Consider the following 21,121-nt stretch of genomic DNA (forward strand, 5'->3'; position numbering starts at 1 on the left):
CGACGGCGCGGGGCCGGTTCGGCAGGGAGGTCAGCGGGGCGTCACGGGCGTCCGGTGCCGGCCGCGCAGCGGGCACCGGCCGGACGAGGACACGAGGATCACGTCGTAGCGGTAGGGGGGAGCGACGACAGCGGTGCGTGCGCGCACGGCCGGGCTCCCCTCTGCGTCGGACGACAGGCGCCGCCGTACGGTCGGGGCGGCGCTCGGTACGGGACGACGGTACGAGAGGGAGACGGCCGGGTCACCTGGTTTTCCGGTACGGCAGGAGGAGCCTCAGGAGCGTCCGGGAGATCGGGGTGCGCCCCGGAAGTCGCCGGCCGGCCAGGCGTACACAGCCGTGACACCGTCTGCCCTGCACCGTGGAACGGACCTCCAGCTCGGCCGGGTGCCCTCGCGCACCCTGGTGCGGCCGCGCTCCGCGTACCGCCGAAGCGGTCGGGTCCCCCACGCCTCAGGGCTCGTCCGGCTGGCACCGCGGGCACCACACCGTGCCGCGGCCCGCCAGGCGGAAGCGGCGCAGCCGGGTGCCGCAGCGGGGGCAGACCGGGTCGGGGTCGTCGCGGTGACCGGTGAGCCAGGTGTCGCGCGGAGGTACGCAGTCGGCGGTGACCGCGCTGCGCAGCGTGCGGCGCATCTGCGTGTACAGGCGGCGGCGTTCGGCCTCCGTCAGATCGCCGGCGCGGACACGGGGGTCGAGCCGGGCACGCCACAGGATCTCGTCGGCGAGCAGATTGCCGAGGCCGGCCAGGACGGACTGGTCGGTCAGCGTGGTCTTGATGTGCCCGCGGCGGGAGGAGAGCGCGGCCTCGAAGTCCTGGCGTTGCACCGACAGCGCGTCGGGACCCTGTCGGTCCAGCAGCCGGGCAACGCCGAAGTCGTCGTCGGCCAGCCACAGGCCCTGGAGCTTGCGCTGGTCGCGGTAGCGGAGCTGGCGGTCGCCGCTCAGGGTGAACAGCACGCGGTCGTGGGCCTCGACCGCGTCGGCGGGACGGGCGCAGAGCAGTCGGCCGGTCATGCCGAAGTGCAGCAGCAACGTGGGGCCGCCGGTGCGGGCGAGCAGCCACTTGCCGTGCCGCTCCGGCTCGGTGAACCGCCGGCCCTCGAGCGCCTCGCGCAGCCGTCCCGCGCTCACGCCGCGCAGGACGCCGGTGTCGCGCACGTCGACACGCCGGATGACCCTGCCCTTCGCGCAGGACGCGAGCACCTTGCGGAAGCCCTCCACATCGGGCAGCTCGGGCACGGTGTCTCCCCTCGGCTGGCTGCTGCCCCCTGCCGACAGGGTGCCCCGCTGCCACCGCCCCGTGGTGGCAGCGCGCAGGTCAGCCCTTGCGGAGGTCCTTCACACGGCGGAGCTTGCCCAGCGAGCGTTCCAGCGTCTCCGGGTCCACGATCCGCACCTCCACGCTCACGCCGACGCCGTCCTTGACGCCCCGGGTGATCGCGTGCGCGGCGGCCTCGCGCTGCTCGGGTCCGCTGCCGTGGCGGGCTTCCACGAGGACGGTCATGTGGTCCATCCGTCCCCGCCGGCTGAGCTGGATCTGGAAGTGCGGGGCGACACCCTGTGTGCGGACCACGACCTCCTCGATCTGGCTGGGGAAGACGTTCACACCGCGCAGGATGATCATGTCGTCGCTGCGCCCAGTGATCTTCTCGATGCGGCGGAAGGACGGGCGTGCCGTACCGGGCAGGAAGCGCGTCAGGTCACGGGTGCGGTACCGGATGATCGGGAGCGCTTCCTTGGTGAGGGAGGTGAAGACGAGTTCGCCGCTCTCACCGTCGGGCAGGACGTCGTCCAGGAGCGGGTCGACGATCTCCGGGTAGAAGTGGTCCTCCCACACCTGCAGGCCGTCCTTGGTCTCCACGCACTCCTGGGCGACGCCCGGGCCCATCACCTCGGAGAGGCCGTAGATGTCGACGGCGTCGATGTCCATGCGCTCCTCGATCTCGCGGCGCATCTCCTCGGTCCACGGCTCGGCTCCGAAGATGCCGATCTCCAGCGAGGTGGAACGAGGGTCCACACCCTGGCGCTCGAACTCGTCGAGCAGGGTGAGCATGTAGGACGGGGTGACCATGATGATCTCGGGACGGAAGTCCTGGATGATCTGCACCTGGCGGGCCGTCATGCCTCCGGAGGCGGGGATGACGGTGCACCCGGCGCGCTCCGCGCCGTAGTGCGCCCCGAGTCCTCCGGTGAACAGGCCGTACCCGTAGCTGATGTGGACCTTGTGGCCGGGGCGTCCGCCGGCGGCGCGGATCGAGCGGGCCATCAGGTCGGCCCAGGTGGAGAGGTCGTTGTCCGTGTAGCCGACGACGGTGGGGCGTCCCGTCGTACCGCTGGAGGCGTGGATGCGGCGGACCTCGGACATCGGGACGGCGAACATGCCGAACGGGTAGGTGGCGCGCAGGTCGGCCTTGGTGGTGAAGGGGAAGCGGGCGAGGTCCGCGAGCGAGCCGCAGTCCTCGGGCCGGACGCCGGCCTCGTCGAACTTCTTCCGGTACAGCTCCACATTGTCGTAGGCATGCCGCAGCGTCGACTTCAGCCGGCGCAGCTGCAGGTCCAGCAGCTCCTCACGCGTCAGCTTCTCGGCGGCGTCCCGCAGGTGTTCCGGGCACGGCCGCGCCCGGCGGGCCCCGGCGACCGACGCCGTCTTCCGTTCGATGCTCATCTCGGCTCCTTGGATGAACTGCCCCTGAGGATGCGGCTGCGGCCGCGGAACTCCGCGACCACCTCCTCACCGCGCTTCACCGTCACGTCGTAGATGCCGCTGCGCCCGAAGCGGGTCCGTTCCCGGGCGGCGGCGGTCAGTACGTCGCCCTCGTGCACCGGGGCCACGAAGTCGATGTCGGCTCCGGCCGCCACCGTCGTCGGGCCGTGGCTGTTGCAGGCACAGGCGAAGGCGGTGTCGGCGAAGAGGAAGAGGTAACCCCCGTGGGCGATCCCGTGGCCGTTGACCATGGCCTCGGTCACGGTCATGCGTAGCACGGCGGTGCCCCGGCTGTGTTCCAGGAGCTCGATTCCCAGTCGCCGCGAGGCTTCGTCCGCGGTGAACATCTCCGCGACAGGATCTTGTGCGCCGTTTGCGGCCATTTTAGGTGTATCTACCATCTTACGTCCCGACCGAACATTCGGTTAGCATGCGGCACGCCAAGTAATTCAGCCGCATCCGCGCCTGTCAAGGGACAGCCTGGAAGCCGTGCCCCCGGAGGCCGTGGCTCGCACCCGGACGGAACGGACCCTTCACCCGTGACCACGGTCCGGGCGGGGGCCACACCCGCGGGGGCCACACCCGCGAGGGGCACTTCCGCAAGACGGGAACTCGTCATATCATGTACCGAACGAACGGTCGGTTGGGATAGGTGGTAGGGATGACTGCACGGCAGGCCGGGTCGTCGACGGACGGCGCGCCGCCCGAACTCCAGGAGCGCTTCGACGAGACGATCGCGCGCGACCAGCGGATCGAGCCGCGGGACTGGATGCCGGACGGCTACCGCAAGACGCTGATCCGGCAGGTGGCGCAGCACGCGCACTCGGAGATCATCGGCATGCAGCCGGAGGGCGAGTGGATCACCCGCGCGCCGTCGCTGCGCCGCAAGGCGATCCTGTTCGCCAAGGTGCAGGACGAGGCGGGCCACGGGTTGTACCTGTACTCGGCGGCCGAGACGCTGGGCGCCGACCGTGCGGACCTCACCGAGCGGCTGATCGAGGGGCGCCAGAAGTACTCGTCGATCTTCAACTACCCGACCCCGACCTTCGCGGACGTCGGCGTCATCGGCTGGTTCGTGGACGGTGCGGCCATCTGCAACCAGGTGCCGCTGTGCCGCAGCTCCTACGGGCCGTACGCGCGCGCGATGGTCCGCATCTGCAAGGAGGAGTCCTTCCACCAGCGGCAGGGCTACGAGCTGCTGATGACGATGATGCGTGGCACCGACGCCCAGCGCGAGATGGTGCAGGACGCGGTGAACCGCTGGTGGTGGCCGTCGCTGATGATGTTCGGCCCGCCGGACGACGACTCACCCAACTCGGCGCGGTCCATGGCCTGGAAGATCAAGCGGCACAGCAACGACGAGCTGCGCCAGCGGTTCGTCGACATGACGGTGCCGCAGGCCGAGAAGCTCGGCGTCACCCTGCCCGACCCCGAGCTGCGCTGGAACGAGGAGCGCGGCCGGCACGACTTCGGCACCCCCGACTGGGCCGAACTCAAGCGGGTGATCAGCGGCGACGGGCCGTGCAACACCGAACGCATCGCGCGGCGCCGGGCCGCGCACGAGGAGGGTGCCTGGGTGCGGGAGGCGGCAGCCGCGCACGCCGCCAAGCAGGCCGCCCGTACGGAGAAGGGAGCAGCGGCATGAGCGACACGCAGGCGAAGAGGGACGGCTGGCCGCTGTACGAGGTCTTCGTGCGGGGCAAGCGCGGACTCAACCACGTCCACGTCGGCTCCCTGCACGCCGCCGACGACCGCATGGCGCTCACCCACGCCCGCGACCTGTACACCCGGCGCAACGAGGGGGTGAGCATCTGGGTGGTGCGCTCCGAGCACATCGCCGCCTCCACCCGCGACGAGAAGGACCCCTTCTTCGACCCCAGCGCCGACAAGGTCTACCGGCACCCCACCTTCTACGACATCCCCGACGACGTCCCCCACATCTAGGAGCGGGCCATGAGTGACGACCACGTCTACCTGTCCCTGGCCGAGGGGCACGACGACAGCGACGCCCGCTGGGCCTTCGGAACCGGCTTCGAGGACCCGTTGTACGGCGTGAGCACGGCCGTTCCCGAGGACGTCGACCGGGCGGAGCTGGCCGCCTGCTGCCTGGCACTCGCCGACGACGCACTCGTCACGGCCCAGCGCCTGGCCGAGTGGACGACCCGCGCGCCGGAGCTGGAGGAGGAGGTGGCCCTCGCGAACATCGGGCTCGACCTGCTCGGCCAGGCACGCCTGCTGTACGCCCGCTGCGGCCAGGTCGACGGCACCGGGCGCGGCGAGGACGCCTACGCCTACTTCCGCGACGCGGGCGACTTCCGCAACGTGACTCTGGCCGAACTGCCCAACGGGGACTTCGCGTTCTCCATGGCGCGGCTGCTGGTGTTCTCCGCCTGGCGCCTGGCCCACTTCGAGCGGCTCTCCGCCTCTCCCGACCCGGTGCTCGCCGCCGTCGCCGCCAAGGGCGTGAAGGAGCTCACGTACCACCGCCAGTACGCGGCCGAGTGGGTCGTCCGGCTCGGCGACGGCACCGAGGAGTCGCACCGTCGGATGCGCGCCGGCCTCGCGCAAGTGGCGCCGCACCTGGCCGAGTTGTTCGGCGCCCACGACGCGGAGACGGAGGTCCTCGCCGTGCTGGGACAGGTTACCGAAGCGGCGGGGCTGCACCGGCCGGACACCGCGCCGGCGGCGGCCGGTTCCGGACGCGACGGCGACCACACCGAGCACCTCGCCCCGCTGCTGGCGGAGCTGCAGAGCGTGGCCCGTGCCCACCCGGAGGCGACATGGTGACCGCCCTCACCGACGCCCGGCACGCCCGGCACGTCGCCGAGCAGGTGCCCGACCCGGAGCTGCCCATGCTCACCCTCGCCGACCTCGGTGTGCTGCGGGGGGTGACGGTGACCGGCGAGGGCACGGTGGTCGCGGACCTCACGCCGACCTACTCCGGCTGTCCCGCCATGTCCGAGATGCGGGCGGCGGTGGCCGCGCGCCTGAAGGCCGCCGGCTACCGGCGGGTGGAAGTGCGCACGGTCCTCGACCCGCCGTGGACCACCGACTGGATCACCCCGGAAGGCCGCCGCAAGCTCGCCGAGCACGGCATCGCGCCCCCGGGACCCGCGCCGCGCCCGGCGCCGGGACCGGTGCCGCTGGTCCTGTCGGCCACCCGGCAGGTGGTGCCGTGCCCGCGCTGCGGCGCGACCGACACGGAGGAGACCTCTCGCTTCGGCGCCACCTCCTGCAAGGCCCTGTGGCGCTGCCGGGCCTGCCGCGAACCGTTCGAGTACGTCAAGGAGATCTGATGGAGGACCTGTTGGCCCCCACCGACGCGGCCCCCGGCGAGACGCCTCCCGCCGCCGCGCGGCGCACGCGCCGCCGCCCGGCCTTCCACACGCTGCGGGTGGCCGCGGTGGAGCGGCTGTGCGAGGACGCGGTCGCAGTGGGCTTCGACATCCCGGACGAGCTGACGCAGGAGTTCGCCTTCGAGCCCGGCCAGTCGCTCACCCTCCGGCGCCAGGTGGACGGACGCGACGAACGGCGCTCGTACTCGATCTGCTCCCCCGTGGGCTCCCGGCCCCGGATCGGTGTCCGGGTGGTCCCCGGCGGCCTGTTCTCCTCCTGGCTGGTCCACGAGGTCGAGCCGGGCGACACCGTCGAGGTGATGGCCCCGACCGGTGCCTTCACCCCCGACCTCGGCACGCCCGGACACCATGTGCTGATCGCGGCCGGCTCCGGCATCACGCCGATGCTCTCCATCGCCGAGTCCGTCCTCGCCGCCGACGACCGCTCCCGGGTCACCCTCTTCTACGGCAACCGCCGCACCGACTCGGTGATGTTCGCCGACGAACTGGCCGACCTGAAGGACCTCTACCCGGCCCGGTTCCAGCTCGCGCACGTGCTCTCGCGCGAGCCGCGTGAGGCCGAGCTGCTGACCGGCCGTCTGGACGCCGACCGGCTGGCCGCGCTCATCGACGGCCTGGTCGACGTCTCCGACGCCGATCACTGGTGGCTGTGCGGCCCGCACGGCATGGTCCTCGACGCCCAGCAGGTGCTGGCGGGTCTGGGCGTGTCCGGCGACCGGATCCACCAGGAACTCTTCTTCGCGGGCGAGGAGCCCGTGGCGCCCGTGCGCCACGAGGAGCCCCGCGCCGACGGGCCGGTCAGCCAGGTCACCGTCGTCCTGGACGGCCGCTCCACCACGTCCGCGCTCTCCCGCGAGGCCACCATCCTCGACTCCGCGGCCCGGATCCGCCCCGACCTGCCCTTCGCCTGCAAGGGCGGCGTCTGCGGCACCTGCCGCGCCCGCGTCACCGAGGGCGAGGCGGACATGCGCCGCAACTACGCACTGGAACGGTCCGAGGTCGACGCGGGATACGTGCTGACCTGCCAGACGTATCCGGTCTCCGAGACCCTGACGGTCGACTTCGACAGCTGAGGGGAGTCTCAGTCCGAGTCGGGTGCGGCCCTGGGTGTGGGGACCAACGCCGTGTCGCGCTGGGAGACCGGTCAGGCCAGTCTCCCCGCCGCCGCGCGGGCGGAACTCCTGGACTTCATCAGCAGCAGGGTGGCCGAGATCCTCGGGCCTGAGGCCCACGGGCCCCAGTAGGCTTCGCCGCCTGGCCCCGGCTCTCGGTCATCGGACGAACTCGCGGTATGCGGTGCTTCCCTCCGTGAGACACGCCAGCGCCGCCTCCCAGACCGGCCGCACGGGCGCGGGGATCTCGTCCGGCCCGATCTCGTCCGGTGCGCTGAACCGGTAGTCGGCCAGCTCGCTCTCCTGGAGGACGATGGCGGCCCTCTGCTCCTCGCCGAGGACTCCGCCGTCGAAGACGAAGTACATGTGGCTGCCGGCCGGCGTCCGGACAAAGGCGCTCACCAGGAGCCGCCCGATCGGCTGGTCGACGCCGAGCTCCTCCAGCAGTTCACGGCGCGCCGCCTGGGCCGGCGTCTCACCCTCGTCGACCCCGCCGCCCGGAAGATTCCAGCCTGGCTTGTAGCCGGGCTTGACGATCAGGAACCGGCCCGCGCCGTCCTGAAGGACTGCCGCGGCGGACATCGTGGGACGCGCAGGGGTGGGCGGAGTCATGTGCGGACCTCGGAATTGTCGGTATCGGTTGGTCAACTGCGGCCGGTGGGCTGACGGGTGAGCAGGTTCCGGGCGTCCGCGAGGTCGTGAGCCGGTAGGCGGACGCCAGGTCCCGCAGGTGGCTGACCCCCTCGCCCGGAGTGGCCCCGGGGTCGAAGGGATACGGCGCGCTGACGCCGGCCGACTCGTGCGTGGGCTCGTCGGCCACGGACGGCGCGGCGCCGATCCAGAGCGCTTCGGCCTGCACCTCGGTGGCGTGCTTCGGCGCGCCGCCGGTCTCGGCGCGCGCGAAGGCACGCCCGGCGAGGTCGTACGGCGCGTGACCCCTCAGCAGGAAGACCACATCGCGGATGTGCGTGGCGAATCGGTCCAGGCGCGCCGGCGGCGAAGGGTCCGGGCTCGGAGGTGTCACCGGTGGTCCCGGCCGGCGATCCGGTGCAGGGTCAGCGCGGCGCCGAAGAGCTGGACGCCGCGGGCGGTGTGCGGATCGACGCCGGTCAACTCGACGACGCGGGCCAGGCGGTTGTCGACCGTGTTGGGGTGCACGTCCAGTGCCTGAGCCGTACGGCGCCGGTCGAAGTCACAGTCGAGGAAGGCGGCCACGGTCGCGATCAGGCCCGGCTGGTGGTCCAGCGGGGCCAGCAGGGCACCCAGTTCGGGTGCGCTGTCCGCGGGTGCCGACAAATGGTAGTCGAGCAGCACGTCCCGCAATCGGTGCAGGCCCGGCTTGTCCGCGACGGCCGCGATACGGCGGGCTCGCTCGGCCGCTGCGGGGACCTCCTGGAAGGTGACCGCAGTCGCGGCGCCCACGACCGGTGGAGCTGGAAGACGGGAGAAGAGCCGGCCGGCCACGGCGTCGAGCGCGATCCGGGAGGGCAGCAGGACACAGCCGCCGCATTCGTCCGGCAGGCTGAGAACGCGGCCCTCGGCCAGCGGGGCGAGCCGGGCGACCACACAGCGCAGCAGCCTGCGTACCGCCACCGGTGTCCGCGGCTCGGGGGCCCGCACACTGAGCACGAGGTAGCCGGGCTCCAGGGACAGCCCGCAACGGGCGGCGACCTCCTCGGGCCCGTCACCGCCGATGAGCGCCCGGCTCAGCTCCCGTGCCGCACCCTGCTGGTCGGCGAGGCCCGCGAAGTACGCCTCGGTGACCATCTCGACGGTGGCCTGCAACGCGGTGAGCTGCATGCGGGTCAAGGACTGCAGTGCCGCCTCCTCGCCCGGACGGGCCAACTCGCCCAGCGCGTCCAGCAGTACCTCGGCACCGACGTGGTACCCCCTGAGCAACTGCACCAGGGGGAGGCCCTCCTCGGCACGCTCGGCGGCGCGTTCCCGGAACACCTCGACGTCGATGTCCGGCACGCCTCGCACATGGCGGAGGAAGCCACGTATGGCGTGGCGGGCCGTCGCCGCGATCTCCACGTCCCGCATCTCGGCCGGCAGGAGCGCGAAGCCCGGAATCTCGGCCCGCTGGCGCTCCACGACGTCCCTGGCCAGCTGATTGACCCTCGGTTCGAGGCGTGCTGCCAGCCGGATCGCGCCGTCGCGCGCGGCGTCTCCCTGTGACATGTCACAACTCTAGGCAGCCGTCGGTGGCCTCGCGGCCGATTCCCCCGGGCAGGGCTTCACGGTGGCATGGGCACCATGAGCTTCTCCCTCACCGACTACGCGGACCGGGTCTGGCACGGCGCCGTCGACGACAGCATCGTCCATGCGGGGCAGTCGGCCTCCGGCGTCATCGAGGTGGTCGACGGCATCGGCTGGTACCCCGGCTTCGGCAATGTCGTCGTCTTCCGCACGGGCGGCGAGGTCATCCTGTTCGACACCGGCAACCCGCTGGCCGCCGACGACCTCCACCAGGCCGTCCGCGCCTGGAGCCGGCTCCCGGTGACCACCGCCGTCTTCTCCCACGGGCACATCGACCATGTCTTCGGGATGGGTCCCTTCGATGCGGAGGACGCGCCGCGCCCGACCGTGCTCGCCCACGAACGGGTCGGGGACCGGTTCGACCGCTACCTGCTGACCGGCGGCTACAACACGGTCGTCAACCAACGGCAGTTCCAGGCACCGGAGCTGACCTGGCCGACCCGGTACCGCAGGCCCGACCTGACGTACCGGGAGGCGCTGACCCTGACGCGCGGCGAGCTGTCCTTCGAGCTCTTCCACGTACAGGGCGAGACCGACGACGCGACCGTCGCCTGGATCCCCGAACACCGCATCCTGTGCCCCGGAGACATGTTCATCTGGGTGACGCCCAACTGCGGCAACCCACAGAAGGTGCAACGCTACCCACGCGAGTGGGCGCTCGCACTGCGCCGCATGGCGGCCCTGGACGCGGAGATCATGCTGCCCTCGCACGGGGCGCCGGTCTTCGGAGCCGACCGGATCCGCCTGGCGCTCACCGAGACCGCCCAGTGGCTGGAGAGCCTGGTCCAGCAGACGCTGGACGGACTCAACTCCGGCGCCCGGCTGGACGACCTGCTCCACTGCGTGCGCCCGCCCGCCCATCTGGCCGACCGCGTCTACCTGCAAGCCAAGTACGACGAACCCGAATTCATCGTGCGCAACCTGTGGCGGCGCTATGCCGGGTGGTACGACGGCAATCCCGCGCACCTCAAACCGGCTCCCGAGGACCGGCTCGCCACCGCGTTGGCGGACCTCGCGGGCGGTGCGGCCGCCCTGGCGGAAGCGGCCCGGCGCTACGCCGACGCGGGCGAGCTGAGGGTCGCCGGCCACCTCGCGGAGTTCGCGGTGCAGGCCGCCCCCGACGACACCGCGACACACGCCGTACGCGCCGACATCAACCAGGCACGTGCCGAGTCGGAGGCCTCCCTGATGGCCCAGGGCATCTTCACCTGGGCCGCCGCGGAGTCCCGAGAACGGTCCGGTGGCAAGCCCTGACCCGCGTACGGACGACGGCAGGGCGGTCTCACCTCCGTGCCGGACCATGCCGCGCACGACTCTCCCGGAAGCAAGGAGCTCCGATGCCCCCCGCTCGAGCGCAAGCCCGTCCATGGCGCCGCAAGGCCTGTGGTCTCGCCGCCACCGTGGTGCTCGGCCTGGCCTCGCCGTGGGTCTCCCCGGCACCCGGCCACGCCGTCACGGTCGAGCCGACGGCAGACACATCGGCCTTCGACGGCGTTCCCTTGAACCAGATCTCCGTGTCGGGACTGCACAACGCCTACGACAAGAGCAAGTCCAAGTCGATCACCACGGGCCTCGATCTCGGAGCGCACCTGCTGGAGATCGACACGTACAGCACGTACGGCAATCCCGGCGGATGGGTCGTCAGCCATTCCGATCCCTTGGCCGACGACGACAACTGCACCTACACCACTGGGTCAGGCGCCCTCAAGACCACGTGGGAGAACGGCAGCCTCAGAACGTGCCTCGACGATCTCAGGGCCTGGAGCGACGCGCATCCCCGTCACGACCCCGTTTACCTCAAACTCGAACTCAAATGGGGCTTCCGCTCCAAAGCAGGCATGGGACCGGCCCAACTGGACCAGTTGGTGGCGAAACACCTTGGTTCCGGGAACCTCTTCACACCCGCGGACATGCTCGGGACCACCTACCCGACCCCCGACGCCGCGGCGAGGGCCGGAGCCTGGCCCACCTGGAACCAGCTCCGGGGAAAGTTCCTCGTCTACCCGATCACCGGCACCATAGAGAACAAGCTCGCAGGCTACGACCTGGACCACCTCTCCACCGAACAGGAATACGCCCAGCACCTGGCCGGGCTCGCGGCAGCCGGCCGGCTGGCAGAGGCCTCCATGTGGCCCGCCATGACCAGGCCGAGCCCGAACGGCGACCCCCGGCTCGTCTACGATGCCGAACTGCGTCCCTGGTTCGTCCTCTTCGACACCCAGGCCACCCGCTGGCTGAACGACGGGTACGCCATGCCGTGGTACTGCCGCAGCCACTACCTCACCGTCGAAGGCTCGGCGGAGAGCGTGGTCCCCACGCTCGACGACACCGATCCCGACCCCGCCGCCGCGGCCCGACGCGTCGAGTATCTCGCCCAGGAGGGCCACTCCAGCGCCACCACCTTCGACTGGATGAAGGCACCTGACGCCTTCACCGTCCGGCTTCGAAACTGCTGACGGGCCAGGAGATGACGGAGATGATCGATCCATGGCAGGGCCGGCCCGCGGACGGACAGTGGCGTGCGATCAGCCGTCGCAACGCGCGCTCCGTGCAGAGCACCGTCGGATGGATCTTCTGGGATCCAGGGGCTGTGGCGCGGTTCGAGGCTCGTGGCCTGCCGGGGCCGCTCGGCTACATCGCCTCCCGGGGCGCGCCGCTCGCACCTGCCGGGCCCGAGGCACTGACCGCCGCGTTCGGCACCATCAGCTCGGCCGGCATCGCCCTCACCTTCGACCTCTTGCAGGGGGATCCGGCCGCCTTCCGCGCATTCTGGCGCCTGCGCGACGAGGCCGTCGACGAGGGGCTGCGCCGCCATGCGCCCGGCATCGTCGATCCGCTGATCGAGATGGGGCCGGCACTGTGGTCCGCGGTCGACCGCCTCCCGAGGCTGGGGCGCGTGCTGTTCGGTGCGACCGTCTCCATGCCCCGCCCGCACAACCCCCTGCTGTCGGGCTGGCACGCCGTGAACGCGATCCGCGAATGGCGGGGGGACACCCACTGGGCCTTGCTGGCCTCGGCCGGTCTGACGTCCTCGGAGGCATCGATCGTGCACAACGAATGGCTGGGATACCCAGATGACTGGCTGAGCACATCGCGGGGCCACACCGTTCAGGAGATCGACGAAGGCTGGGACCTGCTGTCACGGAAGGGATGCGCGGCACAGCGCAGACTCCTTCCTCCCGCTCTACGGCTGCGTCAGCGGCTGGAGGACCTCACCGACGACCTGACGGCCCTGCCGTGGCAGCTGCTCGGCGAGGATTTCTCGACGGTGTTCGCGGAGCGCCTCGAACCCCCGTGTGCACTGCTGCTCGCCCGCGTGGACGAAACCGCGGGCCCGAACTACCAGCCTGCGTCACGAGTGCGGGAGCGGCACCGGAGTTCCGGGGACGCCGGAGACACGACCGGAGCTCCGCCCCGTCCCAGCACCCCCCTGCACCCGGCGGAGTAGTCACGATGGCTCCCCCCGCAGGATGACCGCGGGGCGGCGGTGAGCGATGCTGTGGCCCGTGACAGCCGATCTTCACCGAGCAGGAGCCCGAGACGGGGACGGAGACGAGGGCGGGGACGGAGACGAGGGCGGGGGCGCCCGTCCGGCGTCCGCTCCCCCACCGCTCCGTGCCGAGCGCGCGCACCGGCCCCATCGCTCCCGGCTGCGGCGGTGGCTGCGGCGCGCCGCGCTGGGCTGCGCCGTCGTGCTGGTGGTCGTCACAGCGGCCTCGTTCGTCTACAACGGCGTCACGGCCGGGCGAGCCGCGCCGCCGCGGGGGCTCAGGTATGTGCAGGCCGCCGACATCCGCACGCGCTTCCAGACCTGGGGTACGGCGGGACCACCGGTCGTCCTGGTGCACGGCGCCTTCGAATCCGTGGACACCTGGTCGCGTCTTGCCCCGCTGCTCGCCCGCGACCACCGGGTGTACGCGCTCGACCTGACGGGCGACGGGTACAGCGAGCGCCACGGCCCGTACACCGTCGACCACTTCACCCGGCAGCTCCTGGGCTTCCTGGACGCCATGCACCTCGGCGGTCCGGGCGAGCGCCCGCTGCTGGTGGGGCACTCCAGCGGAGCCGCCGTCGTCACCGAGGCGGCGTTGCGGGCCCCGGGCCGGCTGGGGGGTGTGATGCTCCTCGACGGCGACGCCCTCGACACGGGGGCCGGGCCGCCGCCGGCCTTCAAGTACGTGCTGATCGACCCGTACCGCACCAGCCTGCTGCGGCTCGGGCTCGGCATCGACGCGGTGATCCGCAGTGTGTACGGCGCACAGTGCGGGCCTGCCTGTCCGCCCCTGGACGCCGCCGGCGTCGATCAGTGGCGACGCCCGCTCCGGATGCCGGGCGCGGAGAGCGCGCTCTGGAGCATGCTGGCCGCGGGCGTGCCGGGCCTGCCGGCGGACCGGGTGGCCCGGCTCGCCGGGGTGCGCCTGCCCAAGTCGGTGGTGTTCGGTGCCCAGGACGACGTGTTCACCCGGCAGACGCCGCAGGAGACCGCCCGGCGCATCGGCGCACCCCCTGCGACACTCGTTCCGGGCGCCCGGCACCTGACGATGATCTCCAGCCCTGAGGCGGTGGCGACGGCCGTGGACAGACTCACGGCGGTGTCGCTCGCGGAGTCGCGGTGACTCTGCCGCCCGCCGGCCTCTGACGGAACGGTTGGGTGCGGGCCGCAACCACGTGTCCCGGGCCCGCACGGACCAGTACCCTGTTCGCCACTGTGCGTGAGGATTCCGGAGCTACACGGGGGAACTGGACGGATGAGTGTCCGAGAATTAAGCCCTCAGGGCCGGCAGCCGGTGCGGGCCGATTACGAGGACGAGCAGCGGCGGCTGTCGGTGTTCCACCTCGTCGGTTTGGCGGCCGGAGGCATGATCGGTTCCGGCTGGCTGCTGGGCGCGAACGAGGCGTTCCACCGGGCCGGTTCGGACGCCTATCTCGCCTGGGTGTTCGGCGGCCTGCTCATGCTGCTGATCGCTGCGGTCATGGTCGAGCTGGGCACCGTCGCCCCCAAGACCGGCGGGCTGGTATTCCTGCCGCTGCAGAGCAGCGGCGCGCTCGTGGCGACCGTGGTCGCGGCCGGCCTGTGGATCTTCTACGCGATCAACCTCTCCTGTGAGGCCGTCGCGATGACGAGGGGCCTGTCCTGGAAGGTCCGCGGGCTCCTGGACCCCTCTCAGGCGCTCACCCTCAAAGGCTGGGGCTACGCGCTGGGGTTCATGGCGGCGATCTCCGCGGTGAATCTCGCCGCCCCGCGGATCTTCTTCAGGATCAACTCCTGGCTGACGGTGGTGAAAGTCGTCATCCCCGTTCTGACCGTCGCCCTCCTGATCGCGGCCGGCTTCGACCACCACAGTCCCCACGCGAGTGGCGGCGGCACCGGAAAAGGCGCCGGCGCCGCCCTGGCAGCGGTCGTCGACAGCGGCGTGATCTTCGCCTACGTCGGCTTCCAGGGACCACTGGACTTCGCCGGGAACATCAAGCGGTGGGAACGGGGAATCCGCGAGGCGGCCCGGCTCCGCAGGGCGGTCTTCGGAACGATCACCGGCGCGATGGTCCTGTACATATCGCTCCAGGTCGTCTTCACGAAGTACCAGGCGGCCTACTGGAATCCGGCCGGCACCGAGCCGTCGCCCTACGCCCAGTTCGCCTTCGCCCTCTCCCTGTGGTGGCTCCTGTGGCTGCTCAGGATCGGCGCCGTGATCTCACCCATGGGCGCGGGACTCGTCTTCGCCCATGCGCTCACCCGTGAGGTGGCAGCGCTCAGCCGGGCCCATCTCACGCACCGCGGGCTGCAAACCGCCCACAAGGCGTCCCTGAGACGGCGGTACGACGTGTACTGGCTGGTCCTGGTCGTCGACTTCTTCGTCGCGGGCATCGCGTTACTCGCGGTCGGCGGCAGCTGGAACTCCCTCGTCGCGATCACCGGAGTCCTGACACTGGTCGTCTACGCCGTCCCGGGCGTCGTCCTCGTGTCGCTGCGCGACCATCTGACCGGCTGGTCCCGCCTGCGGCGCGGCGTGCGCGAGGTCCTGGCGCGGGCCGGCTTCGCCCTGATCGCGCTGATCCTCTACGGGGCGGGCTGGGCTTCCCTGTGGCGGGGCATGGCGACCCTCACGGCGGGCTGCGCCCTGCTGCTGTGCCTGCCGATCCTCGCCCGGTGGCTGCCCGCCTTCGGCCGGATGTACGACGCCAAGGTGCACGTGACACGGTTCCGGCTCTGGCGCACCAGTCCCGCCGCCCAGGCTGCGCTCTGGCTGACCGGTCATCTCGCGCTGCTGACGCTGCTGACGTTGCTGGGCAATTCCTCGGTCCATGTCCTCCCCAAGCTCCTCGGTGGCTTCCTGGCCGTCGCCGCGGCGCTCGTGGCCTTCGAGGGCCTGGTCGACGCGTCCAGACGCCACATGGCCGAAGTGGCGCCCATGCTCCCGACTCCGGTCACCGGCCGACCCGCCGCGGCCGCTAACGCAGCGAACGAATGACCTCCGTGGCCTCCGCCTCGAATCCCCTCCCGCTCAGCTCCAGGACCGCCTCCTCCCGGCGGTTCGCGTCGGACCAGCGGCCCACCGTGGCACGGAGCAGGAAATACCTGTCCTCCTGCTCCATCGTGCTGGTGCGCAGCCGGTCGACGACCAGCGCCACGTCCTGAGGGGTGACGCGCTGCTCGTTCTCCAGGCATCGTTCGAGCAGGTCCCAGCCGTCGCGGGGCAGCGCTGCACCGTACAGGCAGGCGGCGATCTCGGCGATGACCGCACCCGAACCCCGGAGCACGCCGACCGGGTCGGACGGGTCCGCCAGTTCCTTGCAGGCCAGATCGACGGCCTCGGCGCGGCCATGACCCCGCAGCTCCCTGACGTACTCGACGAAGAGCCGGGCGTCGGCGCCCTGTTCGAGGACGCGCGCGGCCAGCCGCTGGGCGATCGTCTGTGCCACACGGTTGCGGTCCCTCGGCCGCTCGATCCTGACCAGCAGACCCGCCAGATCGCTTCCGGAGCGTCCGTCGGTGTGCGCCGCGGCGGCGATGCGCAGCAGTCTCCGGCATTCCGGCTGGGCGTTGAAGTTGCCCAGTACGGTGTCCAGGTAGTCGAGTTCCACCGGCGAGCGGGGCCCGGCCGCTCGCGCCGTCCCCCTGGCCACGATGTCGGCGAGCAGGTCCTTGGTCGTCCTGGTGAGAGCCTCTGAGCGGTGCCAGGCGATGACGATCTCCGCCAGGTGCTCCACGTTGTCGCGCGACGCGGCGTGCCGGCGGACCAGCACGCACTTGTCGGCGGAACCCTGTCTGACCAACTGGCCGCAGATCTCCGCGATGTCATGCTGTGACAGCCGTGTGCCGACGTGCTCCACGAGGGTGTCGGGACTGTCGGTCCGGGTGGCGATCAGATGGGCCACGATCCGTCTCGTCTCGGGTACGTGATCCGGAATCCGCAACTGTGCGTCGACCCACTCCTCCAGGATCCGCTCGGAGGGACTGAGCTGGTGGAGCGCACCGGCGAGGTCCTGGAACTCCCGGGGGACGGTGTACGAGGCCTGCGACGGCACGTGCGCGTGCTCGGTGATCGCGACGAGGGTCTGGCGGAGGAGCTCGGCGGCCTCCTCCCCGCACTTCTCGTCACGCAGCGCGATGTAGAGGAGGGCCTTGTCGAGATTGGTGCGCCCCGAACTCGGTGCGGTGAACACGCGCAGCGTCCTGTCCACCAGCTCGCTCTTCCCGGCGCCCCGGCACTCCCGGACGAAGACGGCGACGTCGAGCACCGTCCGCTGGCAGGCGATGTCATGGATGACGCCGTCCGTCAGCCGCGGGTGCCCGCCCTCACCCGCACCCTCGGCGTCCCACTGCCGGATGGCGAGTTGCGCGGCATGAATGATGTTCCGGCTCAGCGCCGCGGTGGCCACCATGTTGACGGCGTCCCGGTAGTCGAAACTCACCGCGCATTCGATGAGCCGGTCGATGGTGCTGAGCATGGCGAAAGCGTGCAGGGCCCTGATCGCGTTGGCGGGCCGCGGCCTCTCGCTGCTCTCGGTGACGGGCCGCTCCCCCTCCCGCATGGCCTGCATGCGCTCCTTGAAGGCGGCGACCGAGCACTTGGTCACCCATTCGTAGCCGAAGCTCCACGGCTCCGTCGCACCGTCGTCCCCGGAACTCCTGGCCACGCCGGAGCCCGTGGCCTGCTGGCCCTCCGTCATACGCGCAGTGCCTTCTCCACCTGGTTCCAGTAGCGGGCAAAGGCCTGGGGCGAGCTGAACACCTCGTTGGCCCTGACGTCGATGTGCCGCGCGAGATGCCGGCTGGCCTCGTCCGGCCTGGAGCCGAGCAGAGCGACCACGTCGCCCGTCTTCCGCTCGTCCTTGAGCAGTTCGTCGAGGCGGGAGTCGCGGTCCATCAGCAACGACTTGACCCAGTCAGCGGGCTCGACCGGGAGTTGCGGGACCGGGTCACGCTTCTTGAGCTCCATCTGGTTGGTGAAGAGAGGGGTTCCGTCACGGGCGTCGTTCAGCGACATCCTCGGTACCTGGTGCTCGGCACCCGTGCAGTTCTCCATCTCCTTCTTCACCGCCTCCCGCAGGAGGCCGATGGTGAGCTGGTGATTGTGGTCCTTCGTGCCATCCAGCAGTATGTGCAGCAGATGCCCGCTGAACGGGGTGCACTTCGAGAGGTTCCCCGGCAGGGCCGAGCAGCCGTCGGCAGACGCGAAGTTCGCGTTCTTGACGGCCGTGAACACACAGGTGCCCTCGTCCAGCGCGCCCAGGACTCCGGGAAGGACGGGCTCCTCCCCCAGCTGAGGCAGCAGATTTGAGTAACAGCAGTCGGCGATCAGGACCTTCAGCCTCGCCCTGGCCTTGCGCATGACGCGGTAGACGTACCAACTGGAGAGCCATGTCCATGGCTTGTCCCGGCAGGACGAGCCCAGCGAGAAGTGGACCTGTGCGCCGGGAACGTCACTCCAGTACTGACCGTGGCCGACATACACCACCAGGAAGATGTCGTCGGGCCCCGTCTCGTCGGCGGCCTGCTGCAACGCCCTCATCACGCCGTCAGCCGTCTGGACGTCGTCCTCGGTCAGGACCCGGCAGCAGTCGGTGCCCCACATCTCGTCGCCCGCGAGGACCTCGCCGTACATACGCGCGCTCTCGCCGATCGGCGGATGGCTCTCCAACCCCGAATTGACGGCGTACCTCGCCGGTCCTATCACCACCGCGCGGGACGCCATCTCAGCCGTCCAGCCCTTCCGCCGCCGGCTCCGCCGCGGAGTCGGGTACGGACTCGGTGACGACCGAGGTCTCGGGTGGATCCAGCCGCTCTTCGCGCCAGCGTTCGACAATCCGCTTCACGGCGTCCACCGCGGACGACACGGCCATCTCGGTGGCCTTGCCGACCACGGCCACGAGGACGATCTCGACGATGCCGCCGGTCAGCACCCTGCCCTCGTCGACGGCACGCGAACACCACGACAGACCGGTCTCCGCCTCCAGCTCGCCGAGCATCCGGTCCGGATCGTCCAGACCGGTCAGCCCCTTGACGGTCACCGAGATCCTCGTAGCCATGCCAACGCCCCCGCCTCGAGCTCAGGACTCCCACCAGGGCGCCGAAGCCGGTTCCGTGCTTGCCCGCGTCAACGCCCATACCAGCGTACTCACCGGGGCAAGCCGCCCCGGGCTGATCGGCCTGTCTCAGCCCCGGCCCGGGTACCGGACGAATCCTTCCCCGCCCCCTGCAGGTGCTCGTCGGGGGAAGCCTTGCCGGTCAGTCGACACCGCGGAGGCTGGCTTCTTCGAGGTCGAGTTCGTGCTGGAGCCGGCGCCGGGTGCCGTTGCTGATCTTGTTCGCCTCGTAGAGGCGCTGGAGCTCGGCCGACTCGATGGCGATGAGTGTCCGGCGGATCTCACGGTAGGCGTCGGCGGGACGGGCGTCCGGGTCGCTGTAGTGAGCGTCTTCGACCTGGTGGATGCGCGCTTCCAGATGACGGCGGGCCTGTTTCAAGGCGGTCTCGGCGGCGGCACCCAGATCGGCGAGCTGATCCGGATCGCCCAGCAGTTTGAGCTCGTCGAGAGCGGCGTGGGCGATGCGCCGGCGGGTCCGGGCCTCCTCGCGCGCGGTGTGCTCCGGTTCCAGAGCGATGCCGGCGCGGCGGACGACGGGAGCCAGTGTGAAGCCCTGGAAGACGAGAGTGAGCGCGATGGTTCCGGTGGTGAGCGTGAGAATGAGCGCCCGGTGCGGCAGGGGCGCCCCCGTGTGGGTGACCAGGGGGAGGGCGAGCGCGGCGGCCAGCGGCATGACGCCGCGGGTGCCCGCCCAGGACAGGACGGCCGGAACACGCCAGGAGAGGCGGGTGTCGCCCTCCCTTCGCCGGTGGTGGATCAGGGCGGACAGGGGAAAGATCCACAGCAGGCGGATCGCCAGCAGAGCGAAGGCGATCACCGGCACCCACAGCGGCCAGCCGTGCTCGTCGCGCGCGAGATGGCGGACGGCCGAGGGGAGCTCGAGGCCGATCAGGGCGAAGACGACGCTCTCCAGCAGGAAGGTCACGGTGTCGTAGACGGCGTGGACCTGGAGGCGGACGGGGGCGTCGCTGAGCTTGTGGCTGGTGCTGCCGAGGACCACCCCGGACACGATGACCGCGGTCACCCCGGAGGTGTGCGACTGCTCCGCGACGACGTAGGAGGCGTAGGGGGTGACCAGTGCGATGACGGTCTCCAGCATGGAGTCGTCGGTCCGTCTGCGGATCAGGGCCACCACGGCGGCGACCGCCGCGCCCACGAGCGCTCCACCGCCCGCAAGGATCACGAACTGCAGGGCCGTCCCGGGCACGCTGATGGCGCTGCCGGACACCGCGGTGGCCACGGCGACCTTGTACAGGACCAGTGAGGTGGCGTCGTTGAACAGGCTTTCCGCCTGCACCATGGCCTGCACGCGAGGTGGGAGGGACAGGCGCCGGCCGAGCGCGGTCACGGCCACGGGGTCGGTGCTGGCCAGGACGGAACCGAGGATGAACGCGGTCGCGCCGGTGAGCGGGGTGATCGCGTCGGCCACGTACCCGACGCCGATGGCGGAGGCGAGGACCAGGCCGAAGACCAGGGCGGTCACCGGCCGCCACACGGTGCGCAGGTCGCGCACGGAGATTTCCCCGGCCGAGGCGAAGAGCAGCGGCGGCAGCACCAGCACGCTGATCACGTGAGGCGGCAGGCGCACCTCGGGCACCCAGGGCATCAGCCCCACGACCACACCCGCGACCACGAGGAGCGACGGGGCGGGCAGGCTCCAGCGCCGGGCACCGGTCGCCACCGCGGTGGCCAGGACCACCAACAACAGGACGACGGTCAGGCCGGTCATGGAGCATCCCCGGTGGCTTACGGCTTGTTGTCCCCGTCCGACCGGGCCCTACCAACGTAACCGACATCGGGCGCCGACGCAGCCGAAGTGGAGCGGCAACCGTCCGGTGTCCGCCTCCGCAGGGACGTGTCGCCGGCAGTTCCGGCCGGCGGGCGGACGCCCTCCTGGACGGGCGCTTCGGAGCGGAGTCGAAGGACAACGGTTCGATTTCTGTACGCGCCAGGGGCTGACACCGGGGACCTGGTGCGCGATAACGTGCGCGCTCGGCCCGATCATCGCACTGTCCGGGGACTTACATGCCTGATCCTTCCATGCCGCCGGACGACCGGCCGACGCCACCCGTGACCTCCCGTGTGACGGCCGAGCCGCAAG

At 71.1% G+C, this 21,121-nt stretch carries 21 protein-coding genes; 11 read left to right on the top strand and 10 right to left on the bottom strand.

The window, feature by feature from the left end; translation table 11 throughout:
• Positions 1-451: 451 nt before the first annotated feature.
• The 3 genes from ABZ919_RS02385 to paaI form a co-directional block, all read right to left on the bottom strand.
• A complete protein-coding gene (locus ABZ919_RS02385; RefSeq protein WP_361241497.1) occupies positions 452-1,240 on the bottom strand; it encodes a DNA-formamidopyrimidine glycosylase family protein in 789 nt (262 codons plus the stop codon).
• Positions 1,241-1,319: 79 nt separating this feature from the next.
• Positions 1,320-2,666: a phenylacetate--CoA ligase PaaK gene (paaK, locus tag ABZ919_RS02390; RefSeq protein WP_361241500.1), complete on the bottom strand. Its 1,347-nt coding sequence runs from the start codon at positions 2,664-2,666 to the stop codon at positions 1,320-1,322.
• Positions 2,663-3,106, bottom strand: coding sequence for a hydroxyphenylacetyl-CoA thioesterase PaaI (gene paaI, locus ABZ919_RS02395; RefSeq protein ID WP_361241503.1), 444 nt, complete (start codon positions 3,104-3,106; stop codon positions 2,663-2,665). The genes paaK and paaI overlap by 4 nt, the downstream gene beginning before the upstream one ends.
• Before the next feature lie 260 nt (positions 3,107-3,366).
• Here paaI and paaA point away from each other — a divergent pair, with 260 nt between their 5' ends.
• From paaA to ABZ919_RS02425, 6 genes are read left to right on the top strand one after another with little or no spacing between them, the layout of a single operon-like run.
• Positions 3,367-4,350, top strand: a complete 984-nt coding sequence (gene paaA, locus ABZ919_RS02400; protein ID WP_361241506.1) for a 1,2-phenylacetyl-CoA epoxidase subunit PaaA — start codon at positions 3,367-3,369, stop codon at positions 4,348-4,350.
• Entirely contained in the window at positions 4,347-4,649 is a 303-nt protein-coding gene (gene paaB, locus ABZ919_RS02405) for a 1,2-phenylacetyl-CoA epoxidase subunit PaaB (RefSeq protein ID WP_361241509.1), read from the top strand. Before paaA ends, paaB begins: the two co-directional genes overlap by 4 nt.
• A gap of 9 nt (positions 4,650-4,658) precedes the next feature.
• Entirely contained in the window at positions 4,659-5,492 is an 834-nt protein-coding gene (gene paaC, locus ABZ919_RS02410) for a 1,2-phenylacetyl-CoA epoxidase subunit PaaC (RefSeq protein ID WP_361241511.1), read from the top strand.
• Positions 5,486-6,001 carry a 1,2-phenylacetyl-CoA epoxidase subunit PaaD gene (paaD, locus tag ABZ919_RS02415; RefSeq protein WP_361241514.1) on the top strand — a complete coding sequence of 172 codons (516 nt, stop codon included), beginning with the start codon at positions 5,486-5,488 and terminating at the stop codon, positions 5,999-6,001. The genes paaC and paaD overlap by 7 nt, the downstream gene beginning before the upstream one ends.
• On the top strand, positions 6,001-7,134 hold the full coding sequence (gene paaE / locus ABZ919_RS02420) for a 1,2-phenylacetyl-CoA epoxidase subunit PaaE (protein WP_361241517.1): 1,134 nt from the start codon (positions 6,001-6,003) through the stop codon (positions 7,132-7,134). Before paaD ends, paaE begins: the two co-directional genes overlap by 1 nt.
• 36 nt (positions 7,135-7,170) lie before the next feature.
• Entirely contained in the window at positions 7,171-7,305 is a 135-nt protein-coding gene (locus ABZ919_RS02425) for a hypothetical protein (RefSeq protein ID WP_361241520.1), read from the top strand.
• Positions 7,306-7,332: 27 nt separating this feature from the next.
• On the opposite strand, the gene ABZ919_RS02430 is transcribed toward ABZ919_RS02425, so the two are convergent.
• The 3 genes from ABZ919_RS02430 to ABZ919_RS02440 are packed head-to-tail and all read right to left on the bottom strand — an operon-like array spanning position 7,333 to position 9,354.
• On the bottom strand, positions 7,333-7,755 hold the full coding sequence (locus ABZ919_RS02430) for an NUDIX hydrolase (RefSeq protein WP_361241523.1): 423 nt from the start codon (positions 7,753-7,755) through the stop codon (positions 7,333-7,335).
• On the bottom strand, positions 7,649-8,197 hold the full coding sequence (locus ABZ919_RS02435; RefSeq protein ID WP_361241526.1) for a DUF6545 domain-containing protein: 549 nt from the start codon (positions 8,195-8,197) through the stop codon (positions 7,649-7,651). The genes ABZ919_RS02430 and ABZ919_RS02435 overlap by 107 nt, the downstream gene beginning before the upstream one ends.
• A complete protein-coding gene (locus ABZ919_RS02440) occupies positions 8,194-9,354 on the bottom strand; it encodes a helix-turn-helix domain-containing protein (RefSeq protein WP_361241529.1) in 1,161 nt (386 codons plus the stop codon). Before ABZ919_RS02440 ends, ABZ919_RS02435 begins: the two co-directional genes overlap by 4 nt.
• A gap of 75 nt (positions 9,355-9,429) precedes the next feature.
• On the opposite strand from ABZ919_RS02440, the gene ABZ919_RS02445 reads away from it, so the two are divergent.
• The 5 genes from ABZ919_RS02445 to ABZ919_RS02465 all read left to right on the top strand — a co-directional run bounded on the left by ABZ919_RS02445 (position 9,430) and on the right by ABZ919_RS02465 (position 15,902).
• Positions 9,430-10,686 (top strand): alkyl sulfatase dimerization domain-containing protein, encoded by a 1,257-nt coding sequence (locus ABZ919_RS02445; protein WP_361241532.1) that lies wholly within the window; start codon positions 9,430-9,432, stop codon positions 10,684-10,686.
• Between the two features lie 83 nt (positions 10,687-10,769).
• Entirely contained in the window at positions 10,770-11,888 is a 1,119-nt protein-coding gene (locus tag ABZ919_RS02450) for a Ca2+-dependent phosphoinositide-specific phospholipase C (RefSeq protein ID WP_361241535.1), read from the top strand.
• Between the two features lie 20 nt (positions 11,889-11,908).
• Positions 11,909-12,880, top strand: a complete 972-nt coding sequence (locus tag ABZ919_RS02455; protein WP_361241538.1) for a hypothetical protein — start codon at positions 11,909-11,911, stop codon at positions 12,878-12,880.
• A gap of 58 nt (positions 12,881-12,938) precedes the next feature.
• Complete coding sequence (locus ABZ919_RS02460; RefSeq protein ID WP_361241541.1) at positions 12,939-14,048, top strand: alpha/beta hydrolase; 1,110 nt, start codon at positions 12,939-12,941, stop codon at positions 14,046-14,048.
• Positions 14,049-14,219: 171 nt separating this feature from the next.
• Positions 14,220-15,902: an APC family permease gene (locus tag ABZ919_RS02465; protein ID WP_361241544.1), complete on the top strand. Its 1,683-nt coding sequence runs from the start codon at positions 14,220-14,222 to the stop codon at positions 15,900-15,902.
• On the opposite strand, the gene ABZ919_RS02470 is transcribed toward ABZ919_RS02465, so the two are convergent.
• From ABZ919_RS02470 to ABZ919_RS02485, 4 genes are all read right to left on the bottom strand, one after another.
• The gene (locus ABZ919_RS02470; RefSeq protein WP_361241547.1) at positions 15,883-17,604 is read right to left on the bottom strand and encodes a hypothetical protein; all 1,722 of its coding nucleotides are present in this window, start codon (positions 17,602-17,604) and stop codon (positions 15,883-15,885) included. The genes ABZ919_RS02465 and ABZ919_RS02470 overlap by 20 nt on opposite strands.
• Positions 17,601-18,575 carry a hypothetical protein gene (locus ABZ919_RS02475; protein ID WP_361241550.1) on the bottom strand — a complete coding sequence of 325 codons (975 nt, stop codon included), beginning with the start codon at positions 18,573-18,575 and terminating at the stop codon, positions 17,601-17,603. The genes ABZ919_RS02470 and ABZ919_RS02475 overlap by 4 nt, the downstream gene beginning before the upstream one ends.
• Before the next feature lie 55 nt (positions 18,576-18,630).
• Positions 18,631-18,963, bottom strand: coding sequence for a hypothetical protein (locus tag ABZ919_RS02480; protein ID WP_361241553.1), 333 nt, complete (start codon positions 18,961-18,963; stop codon positions 18,631-18,633).
• Positions 18,964-19,162: 199 nt separating this feature from the next.
• Positions 19,163-20,749 (bottom strand): Na+/H+ antiporter, encoded by a 1,587-nt coding sequence (locus tag ABZ919_RS02485; protein ID WP_361241556.1) that lies wholly within the window; start codon positions 20,747-20,749, stop codon positions 19,163-19,165.
• Between the last annotated feature and the right edge of the window lie 372 nt (positions 20,750-21,121).

It is taken from the genome of Streptomyces sp. NPDC046759, assembly GCF_040645475.1.
GTDB lineage: Bacteria > Actinomycetota > Actinomycetes > Streptomycetales > Streptomycetaceae > Streptomyces.